8 protein-coding genes are annotated in these 23963 nt (G+C 49.7%); 4 read left to right on the plus strand and 4 right to left on the minus strand.

From position 1 onward, the window contains the following. The first annotated feature begins 11 nt into the window (after positions 1 to 11). Positions 12 to 6644, plus strand: a complete 6633-nt coding sequence (locus tag MYF79_RS16900) for a non-ribosomal peptide synthetase (protein ID WP_247808830.1) — start codon at positions 12 to 14, stop codon at positions 6642 to 6644. Here the strand turns inward: MYF79_RS16900 and MYF79_RS16905 are convergent. The 3 genes from MYF79_RS16905 to MYF79_RS16915 are packed head-to-tail and all read right to left on the minus strand — an operon-like array spanning position 6641 to position 16302. Beyond that, positions 6641 to 8386, minus strand: coding sequence for a carbamoyltransferase (locus MYF79_RS16905; protein ID WP_247808831.1), 1746 nt, complete (start codon positions 8384 to 8386; stop codon positions 6641 to 6643). The two genes, MYF79_RS16900 and MYF79_RS16905, sit on opposite strands and share 4 nt — an antisense overlap. Beyond that, positions 8386 to 14634, minus strand: a complete 6249-nt coding sequence (locus MYF79_RS16910; RefSeq protein ID WP_247808832.1) for a type I polyketide synthase — start codon at positions 14632 to 14634, stop codon at positions 8386 to 8388. The genes MYF79_RS16905 and MYF79_RS16910 overlap by 1 nt, the downstream gene beginning before the upstream one ends. 9 nt (positions 14635 to 14643) lie before the next feature. Beyond that, positions 14644 to 16302 (minus strand): cyclic peptide export ABC transporter, encoded by a 1659-nt coding sequence (locus tag MYF79_RS16915; RefSeq protein WP_247808833.1) that lies wholly within the window; start codon positions 16300 to 16302, stop codon positions 14644 to 14646. A 165-nt stretch (positions 16303 to 16467) separates the two neighbouring features. Between MYF79_RS16915 and MYF79_RS16920 the strand changes: the two genes are divergently transcribed. Then, a complete protein-coding gene (locus tag MYF79_RS16920; RefSeq protein WP_247808834.1) occupies positions 16468 to 17541 on the plus strand; it encodes a class I fructose-bisphosphate aldolase in 1074 nt (357 codons plus the stop codon). 738 nt (positions 17542 to 18279) lie between these two features. Here the strand turns inward: MYF79_RS16920 and MYF79_RS16925 are convergent. Further along, positions 18280 to 18645 (minus strand): DUF4242 domain-containing protein, encoded by a 366-nt coding sequence (locus MYF79_RS16925; protein WP_247808835.1) that lies wholly within the window; start codon positions 18643 to 18645, stop codon positions 18280 to 18282. Positions 18646 to 18731: 86 nt separating this feature from the next. Here MYF79_RS16925 and MYF79_RS16930 point away from each other — a divergent pair, with 86 nt between their 5' ends. Both MYF79_RS16930 and MYF79_RS16935 read left to right on the plus strand, forming a co-directional pair. Further along, positions 18732 to 20033, plus strand: coding sequence for a glycoside hydrolase family 2 TIM barrel-domain containing protein (locus MYF79_RS16930; RefSeq protein ID WP_247808836.1), 1302 nt, complete (start codon positions 18732 to 18734; stop codon positions 20031 to 20033). A gap of 61 nt (positions 20034 to 20094) precedes the next feature. Further along, entirely contained in the window at positions 20095 to 23811 is a 3717-nt protein-coding gene (locus MYF79_RS16935; RefSeq protein WP_247808837.1) for a glycosyltransferase, read from the plus strand. The last annotated feature ends 152 nt before the right edge of the window (positions 23812 to 23963 follow it).

Consider the following 23963-nt stretch of genomic DNA (forward strand, 5'->3'; position numbering starts at 1 on the left):
TGACAGATACAATGAACACCGCGTTTGCTTACAGACTATCGTCCCAGCAACAATCACTGCTTCTTTCGAAGAACGATCTTTTTTATAATAAGCTGGTTTTCTCATTGCCAGGGCGTTTTACGCTGAAAGATGTGGAAGATGCTGTTGTACAGCTGCTGGACTGTTATGAAGCATTCAAACTGTCAGTTTATGAAAGCGAGCAGGGAGAATGGTTACAATCTGCCGGACAGGAGGTGATCATATCCTTCTCCGGGGAAAGGTCCCAGCCCGGAATAATGGAGCGCGTGAGCACCGGCGATCCTGTGGTGCGCGTTTTCCTGCAAGAGGGCGATAACGAAATAAACGTGGCCATACTGGCCAATCCGCTGATAGCGGACATCAGCAGCCTGTATATCGTGCAACAGCAACTCACAGATGTGCTGGACAAAGGGCTTGCACCGGAAGAGGAAATAGGCTACCTGCAATACGCAGAATGGCAACACCAGTTGCAGGAAAGTGAAGACCTGACAGAGGCCTCCGCCTTCTGGAGCGCACAATATAAAGGCGTGCAGCCGGTATTGCGTAATGAGTTGAAGTACGCCGGTCATCAGCAGGATGTTGCAACAAGCACGATGATATTGCCGCCTGACCTGGGCGGGCTTGAAGATGAGGAAAGTATCTTCTTTGCCAGCTTCCTCGATATGTTGCGCATGCTGACGGACAGTGAGTGCATTCTTGTTGGGATAGAATGCCACGGAAGAGAGTTTGACGAACTGAAAGACACGGTCGGTTTACTGAGTAAGGTATTACCCTGTACACATAAGGGTGCGGTGGCTGCTGCAGATATCCTTCATAATATGAAGGCTTTCCAGTTCTACCATGCTGCAGAACAGGTATTTGACTATCAGTTCGGCTACCTGATGCAGAACAGTACAGCTGAGGGCCTGCAATGGCTGCAGGGCCGGAAGCTGAAATGCCAGGTGATCAGCGACGACAGGGGGATAAGTGTCATATTCCTGTATCATCCGGGCTATTTCAGGATAGAGGACATACGGCAGATGCAGGAGCTGTACATCGCGCTCTTAGCTGAGCGTACGGGCAACAAGCAGCAGCTCGTTAATTTCCGCACATCTTTTGCGGAGAAAGTCTGCAGGGCGGCTGTCGAAGTGGAATGCCGCTTTGTACATATCGTGGACGCATGTAAGGCGATTGCATTACAGTTTCCGGGGCATACTGCCGTACGTAGCCTTTCGGGAAGTCTTAGCTACCAGGAACTGGACGAATATTCAGATAAGGCAGCTGCTTTGCTGACCGATCATTATGGCGTTACCGCGGGCGATTTTGTGGGTGTTATGATGCCGGAAGATCATTGGCTGCCAGTGGCTTTCCTGGCTATCATGAAAGCTGGTGCTGCCTACGTGCCCATAGACGCGGGCAACCCGCCTGCCAGGATTCAGCAGATCCTGTCAGACGCTTCGCTACGTTGCCTGCTTGTCAATGAAGAACACCCCGGTTACCCCGTACAGACTATCCGGTTCAGGAAGCTCTGGCAGCAGCAGGATGTCCTGTTTGTGCCGCCGGCATTCACCGGCAACGAAACAGCCTGCATGATCTATACATCCGGTACTACCGGTGCGCCCAAAGGCGTGATGGTGAGTGGTAACAACCTGTTGAACTACACGGACTGGCTGCGGCAGACATTTCAGATCACGGAGCAGGACCAGAGTATTTTACAGGCATCTTATGCCTATGACCTGGGTTATACAAGTCTCTGGGGATGCCTGAGCACCGGTGCTGCTGTCCATATCATCCCTGCAGAGAAAAGACAGGATGCTGACTGGCTGATCGCTTACATCGGGGAGCAAAAGATCAGCTTCCTGAAACTGACGCCTTCTGTCTGTTATTTAATGTTGCAGGCGGAAAATGTCGCTTTGTTAAGCGATTCCTCCTTACGCCTGGTATTTTCCGGTGGCGAGAAAATAGATATAGGCGGTATACAGCGTTTTGCGGCGCTAAAACCGGATATACAGTTTGTGAACCACTATGGTCCAACAGAAACTACTATCGGTACTTTATATCAGCCTGTCAGTCTGCCTGATTTTGCAGCTAAACCAGTAATAGGAAAACCGGTCAGCGGTAATGAAGTGTTTATTGTCAACGAAGCTGGCGCGTTTTGTGTACCGGGCGAAAAAGGGGAGATACTGATAGCCGGTAAAGGTGTGACAAAAGGATATTATGACCGCGATGAACTGAACAGCGAAAAGTTCCGGGAGATAGTACTGAATGGCAGAACCCTGCGTGTGTACCACTCCGGCGACATTGGTTGCTGGATGGGAGATGGCACGGTCTGGCTGGAAGGAAGAAAGGACAACCAGGTGAAGATCCATGGTCATAGGGTAGAGCTGGGAGAGATCAGGAAGGCATTGCAATTCCCCGGAGTGAACGAAGTCTACCTCCACCTGATGCCGTCCCGTTCATTCGGAGAAGAGCTGGTATGTTATTATCTGTCTGATGATGCAATAGACCAGGCGGCCTGGCGTAAAGCGCTGTTGAAAGTGCTGCCTGAATATATGATCCCTGCCTTTTTTATCAGGCTGGATAAACTGCCCCTTACGGCCAACGGCAAAGTGGATGAGAGCCGGTTCCCGGATCCCTATCAGCACCTGGATCAGCAACCTGCAGATGATAGCCGGCTGACGGCAACGGAACGTATCATTGCAGGGATATGGTCGGAAGTGCTGGGGCTTCATATCCATGCAGGCAGCGATTTCTTTGCTTCCGGTGGCGATTCTATCAAGGCGATCCAGATAGTAGCGAAGCTGAACAAAAAAGGGCTGCATTGCCAGTTGCCGGATATATTCAATTACACCACCGTAAGCGCATTGGCGGCCCACTTACGGCCTGGAAAACCCGTGGCTGGCCATTACCGCCTGCTGCCTATGCAGGAAGCTATGTATTATCACTACAAGGTATTTCCCGCATCTGCCGCCAATTACATCATCAGGCATTTCCACATCAGTGGAGCGTTTCAGCCGGAACTGATGAAGCAGGCAATTGACGATGCCATACAGCAATTTGATATCTTACGCCTCCGCTTCTTTACAGGCGAAGACCACTATTTCTATTGTACCGTCAGCGACGATAAAACGTCATATGTAGAGATCACGGAAGGCGATGATGTAGCCGCTACCAAAAAGCAATGGCTGCAGGAAGGATTTGACCTCTCGGCCGGCCCGGTGATGAAAGTGAAAATATTCCTGCAGCCTGGTGGGGCGCAACTGTTGCTGGCATACCATCATATCATCATGGACGGCTGGTGTTTCCAGCTGATCATACAGCAGATAATGGCCTGTTATGAGGCCTTGTGTATGGGGCGCGTGCATACCTGGAGAAAATCTACTTCATTTACGAAATATCTTGAATGGATACAGGGAAAGGACCTGGCGGCTTCCCGCACATTCTGGGGCCATTACCTGCAGGGATATGACACGCTGGCAACAATCCCTGCTACCGGTGCTGCAGATGATGCCTATGATGCAGGAGAGTATGCACTCACCCTGTCTGCCGGACTAACCGCACAGATAGGCGCCCTCTGCGCGAAATTAAAACTGACACCCAGCACCTTCATGCAGGTGGCCTGGGGTATTTTATTAGGCAATTACAACAATACGACAGATGTTGTATTTGGCATCACCGTGTCGGGCAGGCCATATGAAATGGAGGGCTTTGAGGATCTGCTGGGTCTCTTTATCAATACACTTCCTGTCCGCATTCGCTGGGAGGGACATAGCATTGCATCCCTGCTGGAGCTTACAAGGAATTACCTGTTCGATATCCAGCAGCATCAATATCTTTCCCTGGCAGAAATACAGAGTTGCTCTGCACTGAAGAAAGACCTGCTGGACCATGTGCTGATATTTGAAAATTACCCGTTGAGTAACATGGAGAGATCCATGGCCAATACAAATATTTCGGTAGTTTCAGAGAGCGGTGCTGCGCAGGTGGGGTATCCGCTGGCGGTAGTGGTGTACCCCGGTACATCTTCCATTGTCAATTTCATGTACAACAGGAACAGGTATACGGATGAGGCTATTGCAAAAATGGGCGACTGTCTTGTGCAGGTATTGCAGCACATGGTAGATGATCCGGGTAAAAGGATAACTGAGGTGGACATTGTTCCTGAACAGGAAAGACTGGCCCTGCTGAAAGCGGGAGAACCCTATGGCAGTTATGATCCTGCAGTGAACATCGTAACAGCCATTGAAGCGGTGACGCTTGCCTGTCCGCAGAAGATAGCACTGGAAGACGGCCATCAGTCCGTTTCCTATGCCGATATGCATTTGCAGGTGCAGCGGGTAGCCGGATGGCTGATCAACAAACACAACATCCGTAAGGGCGACCATGTGCTGATCTGTCTCCCTCCCTCAGTGGAATTGATTATCGCCATGCTGGCGGTCCTGAAGGCCGGCGCAACTTATGTTCCTGTAGATGTTGAATATCCGGAAGACAGGAAAATATTTATTGCAGTGGATAGTGAGGCGAAAGCGATGATCAGCAACCGTGCATTTTCAAATGCATTGAGCGGAGTGCCGCTTATCCTGATGGAGGACGTACCGCCTGTTGTACTGGCGGTAAAGATGCCGGTCATCAGTGGTGATGACATCGCCTATATGATCTATACTTCAGGTTCGACGGGTAAGCCCAAGGGCTGCCAGGTGAAGCATAGCAATCTGCAACACCTTTTCCTGCAGCAGGAACCCTGGTTGGAATTCTCTTCTGCAGACAAATGGATCATGGCTCATTCCGCCGCATTTGATTTTTCTGTGTGGGAAATGTACGGGGCCCTGGTGAATGGAGGGTCACTCTATATCCCTGACCGTCACCAGGTAAGGGATGCAGGTCTGTTCTGCCGCCTGCTGGAAGAAAAAGGCATCACTATCCTGAACCAGACGCCTTCATCATTCTATGGCCTGCTGGACCTTATACAGCCCGGCGACCTGCGTATGGTGATATTTGGCGGCGATGTGCTGGATTTTACAAAGCTCCGTAAATGGCTGGACATCCCGGGACATGAACAGGTGGCTTTGTATAACCTGTACGGTATAACGGAGACAACGGTACATGTTACCTGGCACCAGGTTACAGAGGAGGAGATATTAAATGCAAAAGGAAGTTCCTACATCGGTGCGCCATTGCCGGGCGCCTCGGTATATATCATGAACAGGCAACTCCAATTATGCCCCGAGGGCGTTTTCGGAGAGATCTGCGTAGGAGGGGACGGTGTATCGGCCGGGTATTACAACAATCGTGCGCTGACAGATCAGAAGTTCATCAGCCATCACCTCAACGATGAAGGGAAACTGTACCGGAGCGGAGATACCGGCCGCTGGCTGCCGGGTGGTGTGCTGGAGTTCGGGGGCAGGATAGACGACCAGGTCAAGGTACGTGGCTACCGTATAGAACCAGGGGAGATCGTCAGCCGTTTACAGGAACATCCTGCCGTCAGGCAGGCCTGCGTGATCCCTGTGAATGTAACAGGCGCCACATCGCTGGCCGCCTACATTGTATTTACAGGAGAGCCGCTGCCAGTAAAGGAGCTTCGTGCATTTCTGGCTTTGACACTTCCCGCTCATTTTATTCCGCAGTATTTTATTCCGGTTGCTGTATTGCCATTGACAGCCAATGGTAAAGTGGACAAGCGTAAGCTGCCTGCACCGACTGTCACTGCTGCAGTTGCGGAGAGTGATGATGAGATAGAACAATACCTCATATGGCTATGGAGCAGGGAACTGGGACAGCCTGTTTCGCCGCAGGATAACTTTTTTGAATGTGGTGGGCACAGCCTGGTGTCTTTCCGCATTATCAGCGCTGTACAGGCGAAATTCAATGTAAAGCTGCCCGTGATACAGTTGTATCATGACCCCGTGTTGAAAGACTTTGCAGCCTGCATCCGGCAATATATGGCGGGTATGGATCAGCAGGTGGAGGCAGACTATGTGGTATTGAAAGAGGGGCCTGCGGATAAGACATTGTTCTTCTTCCCGCCTGCAGTTGGTTATGCCATAGGTTTCGGTAAACTGGCGGAACTGCTGGAAGGCTACCGGGTCATCGGTATCAACTTTATAGAAGAAGATACCATTGCAAAGATGGCGGCCATCGTGCAGCAACTACAGGCTACGGGACCGCTTGTCTTCTGTGGATTCTCTGCCGGGGGAAGCCTGGGTTACCATGTAGCGCAGGCGCTGGAAAAAGCCGGAAGAAGTGTAAAGGCGCTGGTGTTCCTCGATTCAAGACGTTTCCTGGCAGCCGAACCATTGGAAGAAGCGATGATCAGGCAGATCGCTGCAGATTACCTGGACGATCCGAGAGCAAAAGCGGTGATCAGTTCTCCGGAAATGGCAGATGTAATGCGTCGCCGTATTGAGGCTTCTACCAGGTTTATACATCAGCTGGAAGACAGGGGTATGGTAGATGCCGATATCTTTTATATCAGCTCAGAAGAGAACAGCAACAATGCGGATCGCTGGTCTGCATGGGAGGCGGTGACGAAAGGCAGGGTAGTAGTGTATAAAGGGAAAGGTCCCCATGTATCCATGCTTGACCGAGAACACCTGTCGCAAAACTTGCAGGTATACACGGAGATCCTTCATGAAATATTCCCTTAGCTTTGTTTCTCTATCATATAGTCATTCACTACCAGCACGTCCAGGCCTGTAGTGTAGAACATCCCGATGGCGTCTTCCAGTGAATGCAGGATCGGTTTCCCCATTATATTCAAACTGGTATTGAGTACAATGGGGATGCCTGTAATATCGTAGAACGATTTGATCAGTTTATAGTAAGAAGCATTCCATTCCTTTTTTACTGTTTGTAGTCGCCCGGTATGATTGGCATGAACTACCGCGGGCACTTTACTCTTCACTTCCTTCCTGAAAATGAGCGTGCGCTCCATATAGGGTGTCTCCTCATAGTTCTCAAAATAAGTGTCGCCAAACTCATGTAAGATAGACGGCGCAAAGGGGCGGAATTCTTCCCGGAATTTCACCATGGAATTGATCTTGTTCTTCATGTCCTGGGGCCTTGGATCGGCCAGGATGCTGCGGTTGCCCAGCGAGCGCGGACCGAATTCTGCTCTTCCCTGTACCCAGGCCACCAGTTTTCCCTCGGCCAGTTTGGCCGCTGTTTCCTTATGTATGCTGAGTGGCAGGTGGCGGATATTGCTGACCTTTCCCAATTGCAGCATGCGTTTGATGGCTTCTTCCTGGATGGAGGAACCCAGGTATGGCGTGAAGAAGGATCTGCTGCCCAGTTTGAGGGCGGGATTGTCTTCTTTCAGGGCCAGCATGGCAGCGCCGATGGAATTGCCGTCGTCTGCCGGGGCGGAAGGAACGAATAGTTTACTGAAACCAGTGGTGGAGGTCACCGTTCCGTTAAAGGAGGAATTCAATCCACAGCCACCACCAATGACGAGATTAGGAGAGAGCTTCAGCGCTTCCACATCTTTCAGCATAGCCGTGGTGAGTTCCGCAAAACAGGTCTGTCCTGTATAGGCCAGGTCGGCCGCCGTCCAGGGGTCGCTGTCGGGCGTCCTTTTAAATGCTTCCAGCTCCTTCAGTATCGCGATGATCCGTTCTACAGGAGGATAATGCAGTCGCAGGTTTTCATAGCGGCACAACTCCTTAATGAGCTGATATGCCCCGGGGATGATCTTACCATAAGGCGCCAATCCCATTACTTTCCATTCTTCACCTGTGAACCAGTCAAAGCCGCAGAGGGTAGTGATCATTTCATACAGCCAGCCCAGGCTTTGCGGTCCTTTGTGCAGCCGGACTTCCTTCAGTTTGTCATCCGCATAATGGTAAATGGAAATAGAGCCGCCTTCTCCATATCCGTCTATAACAGCACAGGCGGCATTTTCGTAGGGGCTGGTATAACAGGCATAAGCTGCATGGGCCAGGTGGTGGGAATAGCTCCGGAAGCTTACCCGGCTTTCAGGGAAGTGTTGCTGTAAGGCCAGTAAGATGCCGGTGCCTGCATTCTTCTGGTACTGGTGCTGCAGTTTGAGGATGGTGTAAATGGATGCTTTGGAAAAGATATACCGGGAAGGTAACTGCAGCAGGGGATTCGTCAGGCTTTTCTCCGAAAAGAATCCCAGTCTTTCCAGCCTGTCAAGGAACTGCAGGTAATCCTGGCTCCAGGAAGTAGCCACAACAAATGAAGCGCCTTTCTTACAGTACTTTTTCAGTGTCCGGCCAATGTCAAAATTGTCTGCAGGGCAGCTCAGGCCCCGTTTGTATTGCAATTTCCTTTCTGTCGCTTCTGCGAACAGGACCTCTCCCTGACTGTTCATGATGGCAATAGAAGAGTCGTGGAATGTATTTGAAAGACCGATGTAGTATGTTTCCATTACACTTTATATTCATTTAGGATGTTTGCGATTTCGTCGTCAGAGATCAGGCTGATCTCAGCGATCAGCAGTTCTTCCGGATCCGGGGCAGTTTTATGGCTTGCTGAAAAAAGGCAGCGGGACAATGCCGTGATAGTCGGATACTGGAAGAAGTGGGATATGGGAATGGGAATACCGGTGACGGCCACCAGCTTATTTTTGAGTGTGTTGAGCATCATGGAATCAAAGCCTGTTTCAAAATAGGGCCTGTCTGTTACCAGCGTTTCATCGGGCGCCAGTCCCAATACATCTTTGGCAAGTCCTTTCACCAGTTCCAGCATGCTTTCTTCATCTTCGGGCAATACAGCCGTTTTCAGGGTAGCATCTTCTTCTGATGGGGTCTTATACCATCCGGTAGGGAGATAAGGTTGTAACCAGCCTGGAAATGCCTGTCCGGGGGTAATATGTAAAGCGGCATACACCGCGCCGTTTGCATTGAGCAGTGATTCCATCAGCCTGATGCCTTCCCCGCTTTCAAAAGGCCGTACGCCCAACTCTTCAAAGCGGGCGGCCAGGGCTGCCGCCATACCGGAATGCTTCCAGGGCCCCCAGCAAATGCTGATACACGGTAGCTGTTGCGCTTTGCGCAGCTGGGCCAGTGTATTCAGCAGGTAGTTGGCAGCGCCATAATTCGTTTGTCCGGCGTTGCCCGTCAGGGATACGGTGGAGGAGAACAATACAAAGAAGTCCGGCTGCCATTGCTGACTTAACCGATGCAGTTCCCAGGCATGCTGCACTTTGCCTTCAAATATGGAAGCAAAGCTTTCCGCAGTATGCGATACCAGCAGTTTATCGTTGATGGCGCCGGCGGTGTGAATGATGCCTTTGATGCTGGCAATACCAGCAGCGGCCAGGTGTTGTTGTAAAGATCCACCGGTGTTCATCCTGAGATAGGTAATGCGGCAGCCCTGCTGTTCCCATTGGGAGGAGAGCGTCTCTCTTAAAGGCCCTCTGCCGGTGATCACAATATGCCGGGCGCCTTTCTGTATCAGCCATTGCACGACCAGCGTTCCCAGGCTGCCAAAGCCGCCGGTCACGAGGTAGGTACTGTCTGGCCGAATGGACAGGGATTTTGTTTTTTGAATGAGAGGCTGCTCTTCCAGGACAGGCATGAACCACTGGCCATCCCTGATCACAAATTGTAATCCGGAAGAAGGCAGCTGTTGGCTGAGCAGCGCCAGCGCGGGATCATATTCGCTGGCGCTGACATCTGCAATTTGCAATGCTACATGTTCAAGTTCGTGTTTCAGGGAAATAAAGAATCCCCACAGCATACTGCTCTGCAGGTTGGCAACTGCATGATGCTGGTGTACATTGTTGGTGACAATGATAAATCTTTCACAGGAAGCCAGCCGGATCTTCGCGGTCAGCGCCACAATATGTAAGAGCTCCTGCTGGTCAATACTGGAGGTGCCTGCATCAAAAAGGTTAGCGATATAACAGATCGTCATATTCTGACCTAATTCAGGTATTGCGCTGATATGAGCAATGGCTGCGGCTTTGCCGGCGGGGCGCAGTTGTTGCTGCCATCGTTTGGCCACTTCCTGCTGCTGATCATAGACGATCAGGTGTATGTCGGCGGCTGGCGCAGCTGCAGGTTCGATCTTCTTATATACAAGTTCAGGAATAGTATTGTCAATGACAGCTGTATGGGCAATTTGTTTGCCTTGTCCTGCTACAAACAGCGGCATCCAGTATTTCCTTCGCTGGAAGGGATATGGCGCCATTGCCAGGTGCTGCAGCTGATAGCCGCTTTCCCCTTGTTTCCAGTCTACCTGTATGCCATTTCTTTGCAGGATAGCAAGGCTTTCCAGGAACTGCGCAAGGGCAGATCTGCCTCTTCTTAAGGAAGGAATGGCTTCCATGGAGGGCAGCTGCAGATTGCTGACCATGTTGGTCAACACTGGTTGGGGGCCTAATTCCAGGCATATCGTACAGCCTGATTGTTGTAAGGCATGTATAGAATCGTTATACCGCACGGCCTGTAACATATGTTTCGACCAGTAGGCAGGGTCTTGCTGCTGCGCTTCTGTCAGCACAAGCCCGGTAATATTGGAAATGATGGGAATTGCTGCCTGACCTTTCCTGATCTTTGCGCTTGTCTGCATCAACGCTGCCGCTGCGGGTTCCATTAAAGGAGAATGGAATGCATGCGAGACATTCAGCGGTGAAGCGGAAACATCCCCCGGGTTGTTCTTTAATAATTGCAACTGGTCCGCCTTTCCCGATACAACGGTTTGCTGTGGCGCATTCACACAGGCGATATACAGGTCCAGTCCGAGACTTGTTATCAGTTCCCTGGCTTTTGATTCTGAAACATTCAGCGACATCATGCCGGTGCCTGCGGGCAGTTCCTGCATCAGCCTGGCCCTGTCGCTGATCAGCATAATGGCGTCTTCCGGCGTGAGTGACCCCGCTACCACTGCCGCGGTGAACTCTCCTATGCTGTGCCCCATTACGATGGCCGGAGTGACGCCGAAACTCCTGTACAATACAGACAGCGCATAAGACAGGCAGAAGAGGGCTGGCTGGGTAAAGCGTGTCTGATCGATCTTCTTATCAGGGTCTTCTTTGAAAATTATATCTGACAATGAGCTGCCGTTATTATACTTCGCATACAACTGACTGCATTCATCTATGGCCTGGCGGAAGACGGGATAATATTCATAGAGCTCTTTTCCCATGCCGGTGTATTGCGAGCCCTGTCCGGTGAACTGGAAACCGATGGTATGTTTGAGCTGTTTACAGTATACCGCCTGTTCTTCGGTGAACTTAGCCAGGGATGCCACAAGGCTTTCCTTACTGTTTGCTATACAGTGCCAGTGATAAGGCAGCAGGTTATTCCTCCTGTTGATGTTGTACGTAATGTCGCCGATGGCGTCTGTTGTGGCGGATGCATAACGCTGCAGCTCATGTACCATTTCCTTCAGTGCGGGAATGGAATGGGCGGATAGTGTACAGGCATAACAACCTTTATCGGGTGATATATACCTGTTAAATGCAGGCGCTTCGATGATGGCATGTGCATTCGTGCCACTGAAACCAAATGAACTGATACCGGCAAGCCTTCTTTTATCTGCAGGCCAGCTGACTGGTTTGTCTACGACTTTTATTTTAGCTGTTTCCCATGGAACCAGCGGATTGGGATTATGAAAATGGAGATTGGCGGGGATCTGCTGGTGACGGAAAGATAAAAGTATCTTTATTAGTCCGGCGATACCGGCGGCAGATTCGAGATGGCCTATATTGGATTTGAGGCTACCGGTTAATAATGCCTGTTGCCTGTTGGTGGTATGGTAAGCCTGTTGTAGTGCTTCCAGCTCCAGCGGATCGCCGAGGGAGGTGCCGGTGCCATGTGCCTCCACGTAATCTACTTCTTCCGGTGCAATACCTGCCATCTGGATGGCTTTGCCCAGCAACCGCTGTTGGGCCAGTCCGTTAGGCGCCGTGAGGCCGTTGCTTTTTCCATCCTGGTTAATGGCGGAACTGCGTATAACGCCCAGTATAGCATCTCCGTTCTCTATGGCGCTGGCCAATGGTTTCAAAACAATGAGGGCGCAACCTTCTCCGCGGCCATAACCATCTGCGGCAGCGTCAAAGGTCTTACACCTGCCATCGGGCGATAAAGCCTGTATCCTTGTCAGTGCTACCGTTGGTTCAGGGGCCAGCATGAGGTTGACGCCACCGGCAATAGCCATGGAGCAGTCGCCCGACTGCAAACTCTTACATGCATAATGAATAGCTACCAGTGAGGAAGAGCAGGCGGTATTGATCACCATTGCCGGGCCGCCCAGATCAAAGAAATAGGACAGCCTGCCCGCCGCTGTACTGGTGATGGTTCCTGTCAGGGAATAGGGATCAATCGCTTCCATGTCGTCAGAACAGATATGCGCCCGCATATAGTCGCTGTGGCTCAGCCCGAGGAACACACCGGTATCTGTGTGCCGGATGGCCGGAAGCGGATAGCCTGCATCCTGCAGGGCAAGGAAAGCCGTTTCCAGCAGCATGCGTTGCTGCGGGTCCAGGGCAGCTGCTTCTTTTGGTGAAATGCCAAAGAAACCCGCATCAAACAGTTCGGGGTGATCTACAAAACTACCTGCGGCAAATGCCTTGTTGCCATCCGGCATCTGCCACCTTTCTACCGGTACGGCAGTCACCGGGTCGATACCTTTGATCAGCAGTTCCCACAACTTTTCCGGATCATTGGCACCGCCCGGGAACTTGCCAGCCATACCAATAATGGCTACCGGCCCGAATGCCGCCTGCGGGCTTACAACATGTTTTTCCTGTTGTTTTACCGTGGCCAGGTGTTCTGCCAGCCGGTGAATGGTTGGATATTCAAATACGACGGTAGGGCTTAAATTCAATTGTGTGATATGATTGATCCTGTTGATCAGTTCCGTGCCTTTCAGGGAGTCGAATCCCAGATCGGTGAGCGGTACATCTGTCTGTATATCGGCAATGCCAAATAAGGTGGCAATTTCCTGCTGTATCAGTTGTATGTAGGTGCCATATTGTGATATTTTATTTTCAGCGGGCGCTCTCCCGGAAAGATATTCCGCTGCCAGTTTTCTTCTTTGCAGTTTACCACTGGTTGTTTTCGGCATGCGGCTTACCGGCACTACTGCCTTCACTACAAGGCCAAAATGTTTCATGATGGCCTTCCTGACCTGTTCTGCAATAGGGCCGAACTGTTGTTCAGCGCCCCTGTACTGCACGAAGATGATCAGTTCTTCACCATTATCGTTATCAGGGACGGAGGCTGCCGCTGTTTTGGTGAGCGCGAAGAGTTTCCCGTCTTCCGCTTCCAGCACTCGTTCCAGGTCGTAGGGATAATAGTTCAGGCCATTGATGATGATCATCTCTTTCTCACGGCCTGCGATATACAAATTGCCTTCATGAATAAAACCGGTGTCCCCGGTTTTCAGCCAGCCGTCTGCAGTGAAGGTGTCCTTATCATCCAGCTGATAATAACCGGGGGTAATGCTCCGCCCTTTTAACTGGATGTTACCTGTTCTGCCCTCTTCGAGTGGCTGGTCGCGCTTATCCACGATCCTGAGCTCCACATATTGGGATGCCTGCCCGCAGGATACCAGCGTAATAGCCTGTGGCGATCCTTCGGGTACGAATTCAACAGTCCCTTCCTGTTGCAGGCTTAACCTGTTCACGGTAAGGGTTATGACCGGCGTACAGGAGGGATGGAAAGAGGCCATTAAGGTGGCTTCTGCCATACCATAAGCAGGCAGCATCACCTCACTGCTGATATTGTATGGTTTGAGTGCTGTAATGAATTGTGTTATGAGGGGATAGGAGATACTTTCAGCGCCGTTGTAGATGGATCGCAGGCAACTGAGGTCCCACATTACTTCCTGCTTTTTACTTTCAAAGTCCTGCAGGAAATATTTGTAACCAAAGTTCGGGGAATAACCGATATTCCCCCGGTGCTGATCTACTTTGTGCATCCATATCATAGGATGCCTGATGAACAGTGCGGTGGGGATCAGTACAAGGTTGAATCCCACGAGTAGGGACTTCAACAGGCAACCCACCAGACCCATATCGTGCGTAAGCGGTAGCCATGATACACCGGTTTCTCCGGTCTTCATGTCGGCGCTTTTTGCAATGGCAGCTACATTGCTCAGCACATTCATATGGGTGATCATGATGCCCTTGGGTAGCCCCGTAGAACCGGAAGAGAATTGCAAATAGGCAACATCATGAGGTGAGCCGGCATGGCTGATATCAGCGGGCTTAATATCTGCTGTCCACTGTATTATAAAGGGTTGAATATCCTGCCACCATTGTGCGTCGCTGCCAGTAAAGAACTGTTCCAGCCTTGAGCGGCTTTCATTGTCTGCAAAGAGGAAAGGGCGCTTCATGATGCGCCATGCGTTCCGGATCTTCTGTTTATGCTCGTCCTGCGTACCGGTGGCCAGCGGTACGGCAATAATACCTCCCAGTATACACGCGAGAAAAGCAATGACGAATTTCTTATTATCGTCTGTCTGTATCAGTAATTCATCTCCTTTGCTGACGCCATGCTGCGTAAAATGCCCCAGCAGGCCTTTGGCAGCATGGATCAGTTGCTCATGGGTCAGGGTATCTTCTTCAGCGATCCCTTTAACGAAAATGATCTTTCTTTCTGCAAGGTCTGTACGATTGAGAAGGGCGGTATGTATGTCCGGGAATTGAATAAAGGGCTGCTGCATAATAGTGCGTTATTGAGAGATGATCTTACCATATTCCATTTCTATCACCCTGTCGAACTGTTCGGTGTACTTGTCATCGTGAGAAACCATGATGATAGTTTTCCCTTTCAGACGGAAGGAGGGTAGTATTTCAGTATAGAAGAATTTCTTGAAACCGGGGTCCTGGTCGGCCGTCACCTCATCAAGTATCATAATAGGCTTATCTTCCAGCAATGTGCAGATCAGCGCCAGTCTTTTACGCTGGCCGGTAGACAATCTTACATTGCTGAAGTTCGTTCCGTTGAAATGTGTTTTATGAGATAGTCCCATCAGGTTGATGTACTCATTCACCTTATCGGCATTGAGGTTGGGAATGCCGTATATTTTTGGGAACAAATGGAAATCGGTAAAGATGGTGGAGAACCAGAACCTGTAATCCTCCTTGTTGAAGTTCCGGAGCTCTGTTCCGTTCACCAGGATACGGCCGGATGCCGGATGATAGAGATTGGTCAGTACTTTCAGGAAGGTTGACTTTCCACTTCCGTTGCCACCGATGATGCAGTTAAGCGATCCTTTTTTCAATGTGAAGTTGATGGGGCCTAAAGTGAAGGAAGACTGCCTGTCTTCGTCCATATAATCGTATACCACGTTCTCCAGTTTTATCTCTTCAAATGGTGGCAGTGGCGGATAGGACTTAGGCGTCTCGTTTTCAGCGAAAGCGGAGATCTTCCTTTCCAGGTGATCGATGTTCTGTGTAGCCTGGATAGCCTTGGCAAACAGGGGAATGGTGGTAACGATATTTTCAAGGGGCCCTATCACAAACAGGATAGAGGCGGTAAGGCGGGTAAGCGTACCGGTATATAGTGTCTGGAACTGCGGGAGCAGGAAAATGATAGACGCCAGCAGGAGGTAAAAGACCATTTCGGAGAACATATATCCTACGGCGAAACGTAGTCCGCTGCTGGTCTTGACTTCCTTCCCGTAGTCGGCCGTCTTTTTCACGTCGGCAAACAGCTGCTCATTTTTCAGGTGGTTGATCTTTATTTCCTTAAAGCCTTCAATGAGGTTTTCGATATGATCATAAAAGGCAGATTCATTTTTGTTGGCTGCCCTCAGTTCCTGGTTGATCTCATTTTGTCTCCGGAGGAAGTAGGAGATGGCCACTACCAGGATCAGAATGGTGGCAATAAAGGCAGTGAGTGACAGGAAGCCAATATAGATGAGCGCGAAGGTCACCAGTACCAGGGCCTGGAAAGCATTGATGATGACGGCGGCCGATTGTGAAATGAAATTGGTGTCGTTGGATACACGTGTGAAGATCTCATCTTTACCGATGGACTCCATGGGCGACAGTTCACAGTGTCTTAATTTCTCCAGTATACGGAGACGGAGGCTATATACTGCGTTTTCTACGATCGTAACAGATTTCCGGAGGATATATCTTTTGGTAATATAAAACACGGTCAGTGCGATGGCAAAGAGCAGGAGGTATTTCACCTGTACCTCACCTTCGCCGGCCGAATTGGCGGCGGCATTCAGGACGGATAGTAATACAGCGTTGACAATGCCGGATAGTACAGTATAGAAGACAATGGTTCGTTTGGGTATATCTGAATGTTGAAGAACCATTTTGAGGTATAGCTTATATCCAACTGGCCGGGCTGTGTCTTTGTTGTTCTGGTCGGGCATGTGTTTTTTAATAAGCGCTAATTTACAATCGGGGTGATGAACCCTTGCCACATATTCCTGTAGTCTTTAGCGGGTAACAGGTAGCGGGGTGTCAGAATTTTTATTTAGCTTCGTTTTCCTCAACAGCATATACCAGTTACGGTCATTCATATTAAATAAAATACCATGACTTTAGATCAACTGAACAGTATATTAGGTGATGAAGCCAGGGATTTACTGGAACATACATGTACGAAGGTCCCCAAAGCGCAATTGCATCTTCCGTCCCCGGCTTTCCTCGACGATCACTTTACCTTTTCCAACAGAAATCCGCAGACCCTGCGAAGCCTGGCGCAACTGTATAATAAGGGGCGGCTGGCAGGCACCGGTTATGTATCTATCCTGCCCATAGACCAGGGCATTGAACATAGTGCAGGCGCGTCTTTTGCACCTAACCCGATGTACTTCGACCCGGAGAATATAGTCCGGCTTGCTATCGAGGGTGGCTGTAATGCGGTAGCCACCACTTTCGGCGGACTGGCATTAATGTCCCGCCGTTATGCGCATAAAATACCTTTCATTGTCAAGATCAATCATAATGAACTGTTGTCTTACCCCAACACCTATGATCAAACGATGTTTGGTTCTGTAAGAGATGCCTGGAACCTTGGCGCCGTAGCGGTAGGGGCCACGATCTACTTTGGTTCGGCAGAGTCGCGGCGGCAGATCGTGGAAGTGTCGAAAGCCTTTGAAGAAGCGCATGAGCTGGGGATGGCCACCATCCTGTGGTGTTACCTGCGGAATGATGCCTTTAAATCGGGCGGAAAGGACTATCATGTGGCAGCAGATCTTACAGGGCAGGCCAATCACCTCGGCGTAACCCTGCAGGCAGATATTATCAAACAGAAACTGCCGGAGATCAATGGCGGCTATAAAGCGCTGAATTTGGGCAGCAGTTCTTACGGCAAACTGGATGAAAGGATGTATACAGGGCTGACCACCGAACATCCCATTGACTGGTGCAGGTACCAGGTATTGAATTGCTACAGCGGTCGCATCGGGTTGATCAATTCCGGCGGCGCTTCTTCGGGTGCAGGCGACCTGAAAGAAGCGGTACGTACAGCGGTGATCAATAAAAGGGCTGGCGGCATGGGGCTCATCTCCGGAAGAAAAGCCTTTCAACGGCCTTTTGAAGAAGGCGTGCAGCTGTTGCAGGCTATCCAGGACGTGTATCTTTCGCCGGACATTGCTATCGCTTAAAAGGGGGACCGGGTTAAACATATCGACGTAAGCATAATCTTTAAATATTATCGCCGCTTTGTATGTGTGTTGGTGAATGTCGGGATCTGTTCGATACATATTCGTTCCGATAAGCTTTGAGATGGCTTTATCCTACGTTCATCTTACGTTTAAGACGTGGAATCAACGTAGCATAAAGCTTTCTCAAAGCTTATCGGAACGAATCTCATAGCCATGCCTGTTAAGTATGATGGAAAGTTACATTACCCTTACAGGTGGGAAAGAGGGCATCCTGCCCGTAAAAACAGGAAAAAGGATTTTAGCGTCATTTTATAGTGTTTTAAAGACTGCTTTATGAGGCGTTTTCCGGCTCTTATGAGCCAATTTCCGGCTCTCGTATAGTTTTTTTTGAGGTCCTTTGAATTCCTTCCTAATATTGTGTCATGAACCGCAAACAAAGGAGCTGCACCTGCAACAGGAGAGAGCTGCCTCCCGTTACCTCCGGCGTTTGTGATTGTAGTAAAGCTGATCTTTTACCTGAAAAATTTAAATGCGATGAAACAAATAAAACAAAATAAAATGATGGTGGATAAGCAGGGTGATTGTGTTTGTAATTCCTGACATTGCCACACGGACGGAAAAAGATGTACGTTCCGGAAAACACGGCAGGATAACAATACAATGCGGTGAAGCTAATAAATCATCACCTGCAGGACAAAGAATGCCCTGCATGAATATGAATGATATCTGACAGCTCTTTTATTCAGCTGTCGTAGGATCAATGACGGCAGAAACCGCCTTCACGGAGTTGGCAGGAAAACCGCCCTTCCTGGCATGTTCGCGGATCATGTCTTCATTAGGGGCGATGTAAACGCAATAGATCTTATCGCCTGTTACATAACTGTGTACCCATTGTATTTCCGGACCCATATTACGCAATACGTCGCATGAAGTCTGCGATACTCCTTTTAATTGTTCGGCACTTAGCTGCCCTGCCCCCGGGATCTCCCGTTCGATTACATACTTTGGCATGGTGTAGAGATTTAACTGATAACAATCCGGCGCGAACTTTGGTTCTTCTTTCAGGATAATAATACCTGCGCGGTATTGTCCTGCCTGGTACATATAGCTGTGTTACATTGATGGTATATTGACCGAATCGTGTTATATTTATAAGAGTGCTAAACGTTTGAGATAAACTTGCAAACCGAATGACTGCTGGCTGTCTCCGTGTATATGTTTCAACCCTGTGCCTTGTCTTTCTACTTTCCTGCAACTGCAATAAAGCTGTTGCTCCTTCCAGGAAAGTGTGGGTAGCCCGGGAGAATGGTAAATATGTGCTGTACAGGAATGGCGTTCCTTTTGTAGTAAGGGGAGGATCGGGATATACGCATATGGATAAACTGAGGTCCATAGGCGGCAATACCATCCGCACCTGGGATACTACTGATCTGGAAGCTATTCTCGATGAGGCAGCGACTAATAACCTGGCCGTTATTGCCGGTTTCTATGTTCCTGAAAGTAAATACCTGGATTATTTCTATCGCAATCAGCAGAAAGTGGATAGCCAGTATGCTGCTTTTCAGCAGCTGGTACGGCGTTACCGTTCGCATCCTGCACTGCTGATGTGGTGCCTGGGGAATGAAGTGGATTTCCCCTTCAAAGCAAAGTATAATAAATTCTACGATGAATACAACCGCCTGCTGGATATGATACATACAGAAGATCCCGATCATCCTGTTACGACTGCCATGGTCAACTACCAGTTGAGGAATGTGATGAATATCCGTCTCAAGATACCGGGCCTGGATATACTCTCTTTTAATACCTTCGGCGATCTGAAACAGCTGGAGAGTAACCTTAGCACTTTCAGCTGGTTGTGGAATGGTCCCTTCCTGATAACGGAATGGGGTATATTTTCCCCGGAGGAATCAAAACGTACAGCATGGGGTGTTCCCATAGAACTTAACAGTACAAAGAAGGCATGGGTTTACCGTGATTTTCATACAAAATATCTTCCTGTCAATAATCCCCGTTTCCTGGGAGCACTCACCTTTTACTGGGGTTTTAAGGAAGAAGTGACACCTACCTGGTACAGCATTATTGACGAAAATGGTGCTGCTACCGAAATAGTTGGCGATATGCAGTCCCTGTGGATGAATACTGCGCCCCTGCATAAGGCGCCGGCGCTGGAAGAGCTGCTGATGAACGGGAAAAAGGCAGCTGATGATATTTTAGTGCGGCCAGGTACCTTACAAACCGCCGAAATTAAATTGCAGCTGCCTGCAGCGAAGGGTTTGCGGATCGTCTGGAAGATACTGGATGAGGATTTTAATTCCGAAAGTTCAGACCTGCCTATAGAACGCAAGGTGGACATCAGCCCTTGTGATAGTTTCCGGGTTAATTTCCGGGCGCCTGAAAAAGAAGGCCCTTACCGGATCTATTCCTGGATTTATGATGAATATGGAAATGTGGCGACAGCCAATATACCTTTTTACGTAGTAGGGACATAATATGGGAACACGGCAGCGCGTTTCTCCGCCATCGAAAAAAGAATTATTTATTCTCCGGTTTATGATCATTACCGGAGTGATTAGCATGTGCGTGCTGTTGTATTGTCTTTTTAACTTCGCTAATATCGGGAACCGTCCGCTGTACTGGTTGCTGATGATAGCTGTTATTTTCTCCTGCCTGAAGGTACTGCATGAATGGTATCACTATTTCTGCATCACTGTTCCCGAGCGACCTGCGTCCACATCACTACCTACGGTAGATATCCTGACAACATTCTGCGAAGGCGAGCCTTATGAGATGGTCATTAAAACGCTTGAGGCCATGCAGGCGGTCACCTATCCGCATACCAGCTATCTATGTGATGAAGCGAACGATCCTTTCCTCAAAGAAGAATGCCAGCGTTTAGGGGTACGTCATATTACCAGGAACAACCGCATAGATGCCAAGGCCGGTAATATCAATAACGCTTTGCAATATGCCACAGGGGAACTTTGTGTGGTGATGGACCCTGACCATGTGCCGGCGCCTGAATTCCTGGACAGGGTGGTACCCTTCTTTGAAAATCCGCAGATAGGGTTTGTACAGATCGTGCAGGCATACAGCAATATCGGCGATAATATCATTGCCAAAGGGGCTGCGCAACAAACCTTCCAGTTCTATGGCCCCATGATGATGACCATGCATCGTTATGGTACGGTACAGGCTATCGGCGCTAACTGTACCTTCCGCAGAAGTGCGCTGGACAGCATCGGCGGACATGCAGCCGGACTTGCGGAAGACATGCATACGGCTATGCAGCTCCATGCAAAAGGTTGGAGATCGGTATATGTGCCCGAGGTGCTGACCCTGGGACTGGTCCCCTCCACGCTTTCTGCCTACTATAAGCAACAACTTAAATGGTCGAGGGGAAGTCTGGAGCTATTGGTCAGCACCTATCCCAGGCTGTTCAGGAAATTTACCTGGCGGCAGAAACTTCATTATGGCATCCTGCCGTTTCACTATTTCACTGGTATCATCTTCCTGATCAACTTCCTGGTGCCGGTATTGTCGCTATGTCTTGGGGTAATCCCTTTTCAATTTGACCTGCTTTCATTCAGTATGCTCGGTTTTCCCTTTGTCTGCATTATCCTGTTCATCCGGCTTTTTGTACAACGCTGGGTCATGGCGGAAGATGAGAGCGGGTTTCATGTGGTCGGGGGATTGCTGCTGATAGGTACCTGGTGGATCTACCTATTGGGCCTGGTATATACTGTGATCCGTAAAAAAGTGCCTTATATCCCAACCCCTAAAGACGATAAAGATGTCACCAGCTGGAAACTGCTCATTCCCAATGCGGCTGTTTTATTGATTTCGGCGGCAGCCATCGTATATGGTTTATGGAGAGACTGGAACCCCTTTTCGGGGTTCATGGCGGGCATCGCTTTTCTGAACTGCCTGATCATGCTGTTCAATATTGTGGCGGGTTTCTGGAAAGGGCGTATGACGAAGACCTTACCGGTGACTTTTAAAGAGTTCTTCTACCACTACTATTATGTGCTGAAGGTCAGGTTCTGGAAGATACGCCATAGCGGATACGTCATCATAAGAAGGCTGGCGCTTGTGTTGACACTGACCGTGTGTGGAATCACCGTTTTGTTCTTTTACGAGGACAGGAAACCGCCCGCCAGTTATGCAGGCAGACCGGTGACCAGGGAATCCGTTTTTCTGACGGGTATTTTCAGTCCTGCGAATGCCTCCGGCCTGACATCTATAGAAGAAGTGAACCGCTACAACAATATGGCGAATACCCGTTTCGACATTGTATCCTGCTACATTCCATGGGGTGATGCTTCGCGCTGCTACCTGCAGGACACGCTCATGAACGCCATATACCAGACAGACGCGGTGCCGATGATCACCTGGGAGCCATGGGCGGGTTTGTTCAATGTTTCCCGTAAGGACACATCCCTGATGAAGGAACGGAAAATGATGTTGCATATCAGCCAGGGCTATTTTGATGACTACCTGCAAAAATTTGCGGAGCAGGTAAGGGGCCTGCAGCGGCCTGTTTTCATCCGGTTTGGCCATGAACCTGACAATCCTGCCTATCCCTGGTCGGGTAGCGGATTGAATACAGCAGCGGAATATGTGCAGGCATGGCGGTATGTGCATGATTACTTCAGCCGTGCGGGCGCTCACAATGTGATATGGGTATGGAATCCCTGGAAGCCGGCCGCTGTGGAACAATATTATCCGGGTGACGGATATGTGGACTGGCTGGGCCTGACCATATTGAATTACGGCAGTATGCATCCTGACGGGCAATGGTATAGTTTTAACCAGCTTTATTCGCCTTATCATCAAAAACAGCTTTTTCGCAGCGGTTTGCCGGTCATGATAGCAGAACTGGGTTCCCTGAAAAAGGAGGGTGAGCAGGAACGGTGGTTACAGGAAGCATTTGCAGATATGAAGAACCGTTTCCCGGAAATAAAGGCTGCTGTACTTTTTAACAGCAGCTATGATGCGAATACCCTTAGTAAAAAAGATACTTCGGTGCTGGACTGGCAATTATCGGCGCCAGTGCCTTCATTGCAGGCTATGCACAGGTTACAGAAGAATGATAACGATATTGCCTGTCCGCTGCCCGCGCTTGCCGCCGTTCCCGCCAGCCATAGTAATGAGTACCCGATGGCCGGCATCAGGGGTGTTATCTATTCCAAAGCTATTCCCTGGTTCAGGAGCCGGCATACTTTAACACGCAGGGAAGTAGAGAAGGACCTGAAAGATATGCAAGGCCTGGGCATTAACACCATCAGGAGATATGGGCCGGGTGTTTATGATCATAATATCCTTGTTGTGGCAAAAGAAACGGGCATGAAAGTGCAGTATGCTTTCTGGATGCCTGATGAAGATCGTAGCATTCCGCCAGGGCAGCGTCGGCAGGATTTTATGGAATCGGTGATGGCCACGGTGAGGAAAAGAAAAGAGGAGAAATGCATTATTGGATGGCATCTTTCCAATAATGCCTGGCGCAGGCTGCAGCAAATGTATGTAAAGCCTGCATTATTACGCCACCAGGATGAGTACATGCACTGGTTGCGGGAACTGGTGCGGCAGATCAAAGCGGTAGATCCCGGCAGGCCCGTAACGCTGGACGTACCCCTGGATGAGCAGGTGGCGGCTACCCTGCAAACCTTCGCTTCGGCTATACCGGAAATATCCTCTCTGGGACTGGCTGCACCGGACGACACCACGAAAATTGCCCTGCCTGAGACAGACATCCCCTGGTTTGCGAGTGAGATCGGCGCAGAACAATATATCAGCTCGGGTACACCGAAACCCATATTTATCAATTGCTGGCAGGACCTTCAGAACAGGAACGGGGTCACCTTTAACGGTCTGCTGGATCATCAGCGGCATTATAAACCCGCCTACCGGCAGCTGGCAAGCCATTGGCATATAAAAACAGGCGGTCCTCAGCTGCCGGCGGTGAAGATCCTGCGTCCTGCCCGGATAACATATCCGGGAACTGTTTTATCCTATCATGCCCTTGTCTGGGATAAAAGGGAATGGCAGTTGAAGTCTCCCGGCCATGAAAAGCTACACTTTGAATGGTTCCTCTGCAAAACGGATGGCTGGGGTCATGCCATCTATATGCACCCGATTGGTATAGGGCCGGCCATTGATGTGACCATACCTGAGTCGCCCGAGCTTTACAGGCTGTACCTGATGGTCAGCAAAGACGGTTATGCCGTCAATGCCAGCGCCCCGCTTAATACACCCTTCAGAAAAGAGTAGTGATACTGCTTATCCTTCGCATGTTATTTTTTAAACATTTGTAGATTCTCTATCTTTGCGCCGCTGGTGGAATGCAAATAAACGATCCTATACCTTATGCTTAGTGCTACTATGAAGAGAACCGCGTGGCGGACCATGAAAATTGTTTCAAT

The sequence above is a fragment of the Chitinophaga filiformis genome, from assembly GCF_023100805.1.
Classification (GTDB): domain Bacteria; phylum Bacteroidota; class Bacteroidia; order Chitinophagales; family Chitinophagaceae; genus Chitinophaga; species Chitinophaga filiformis_B.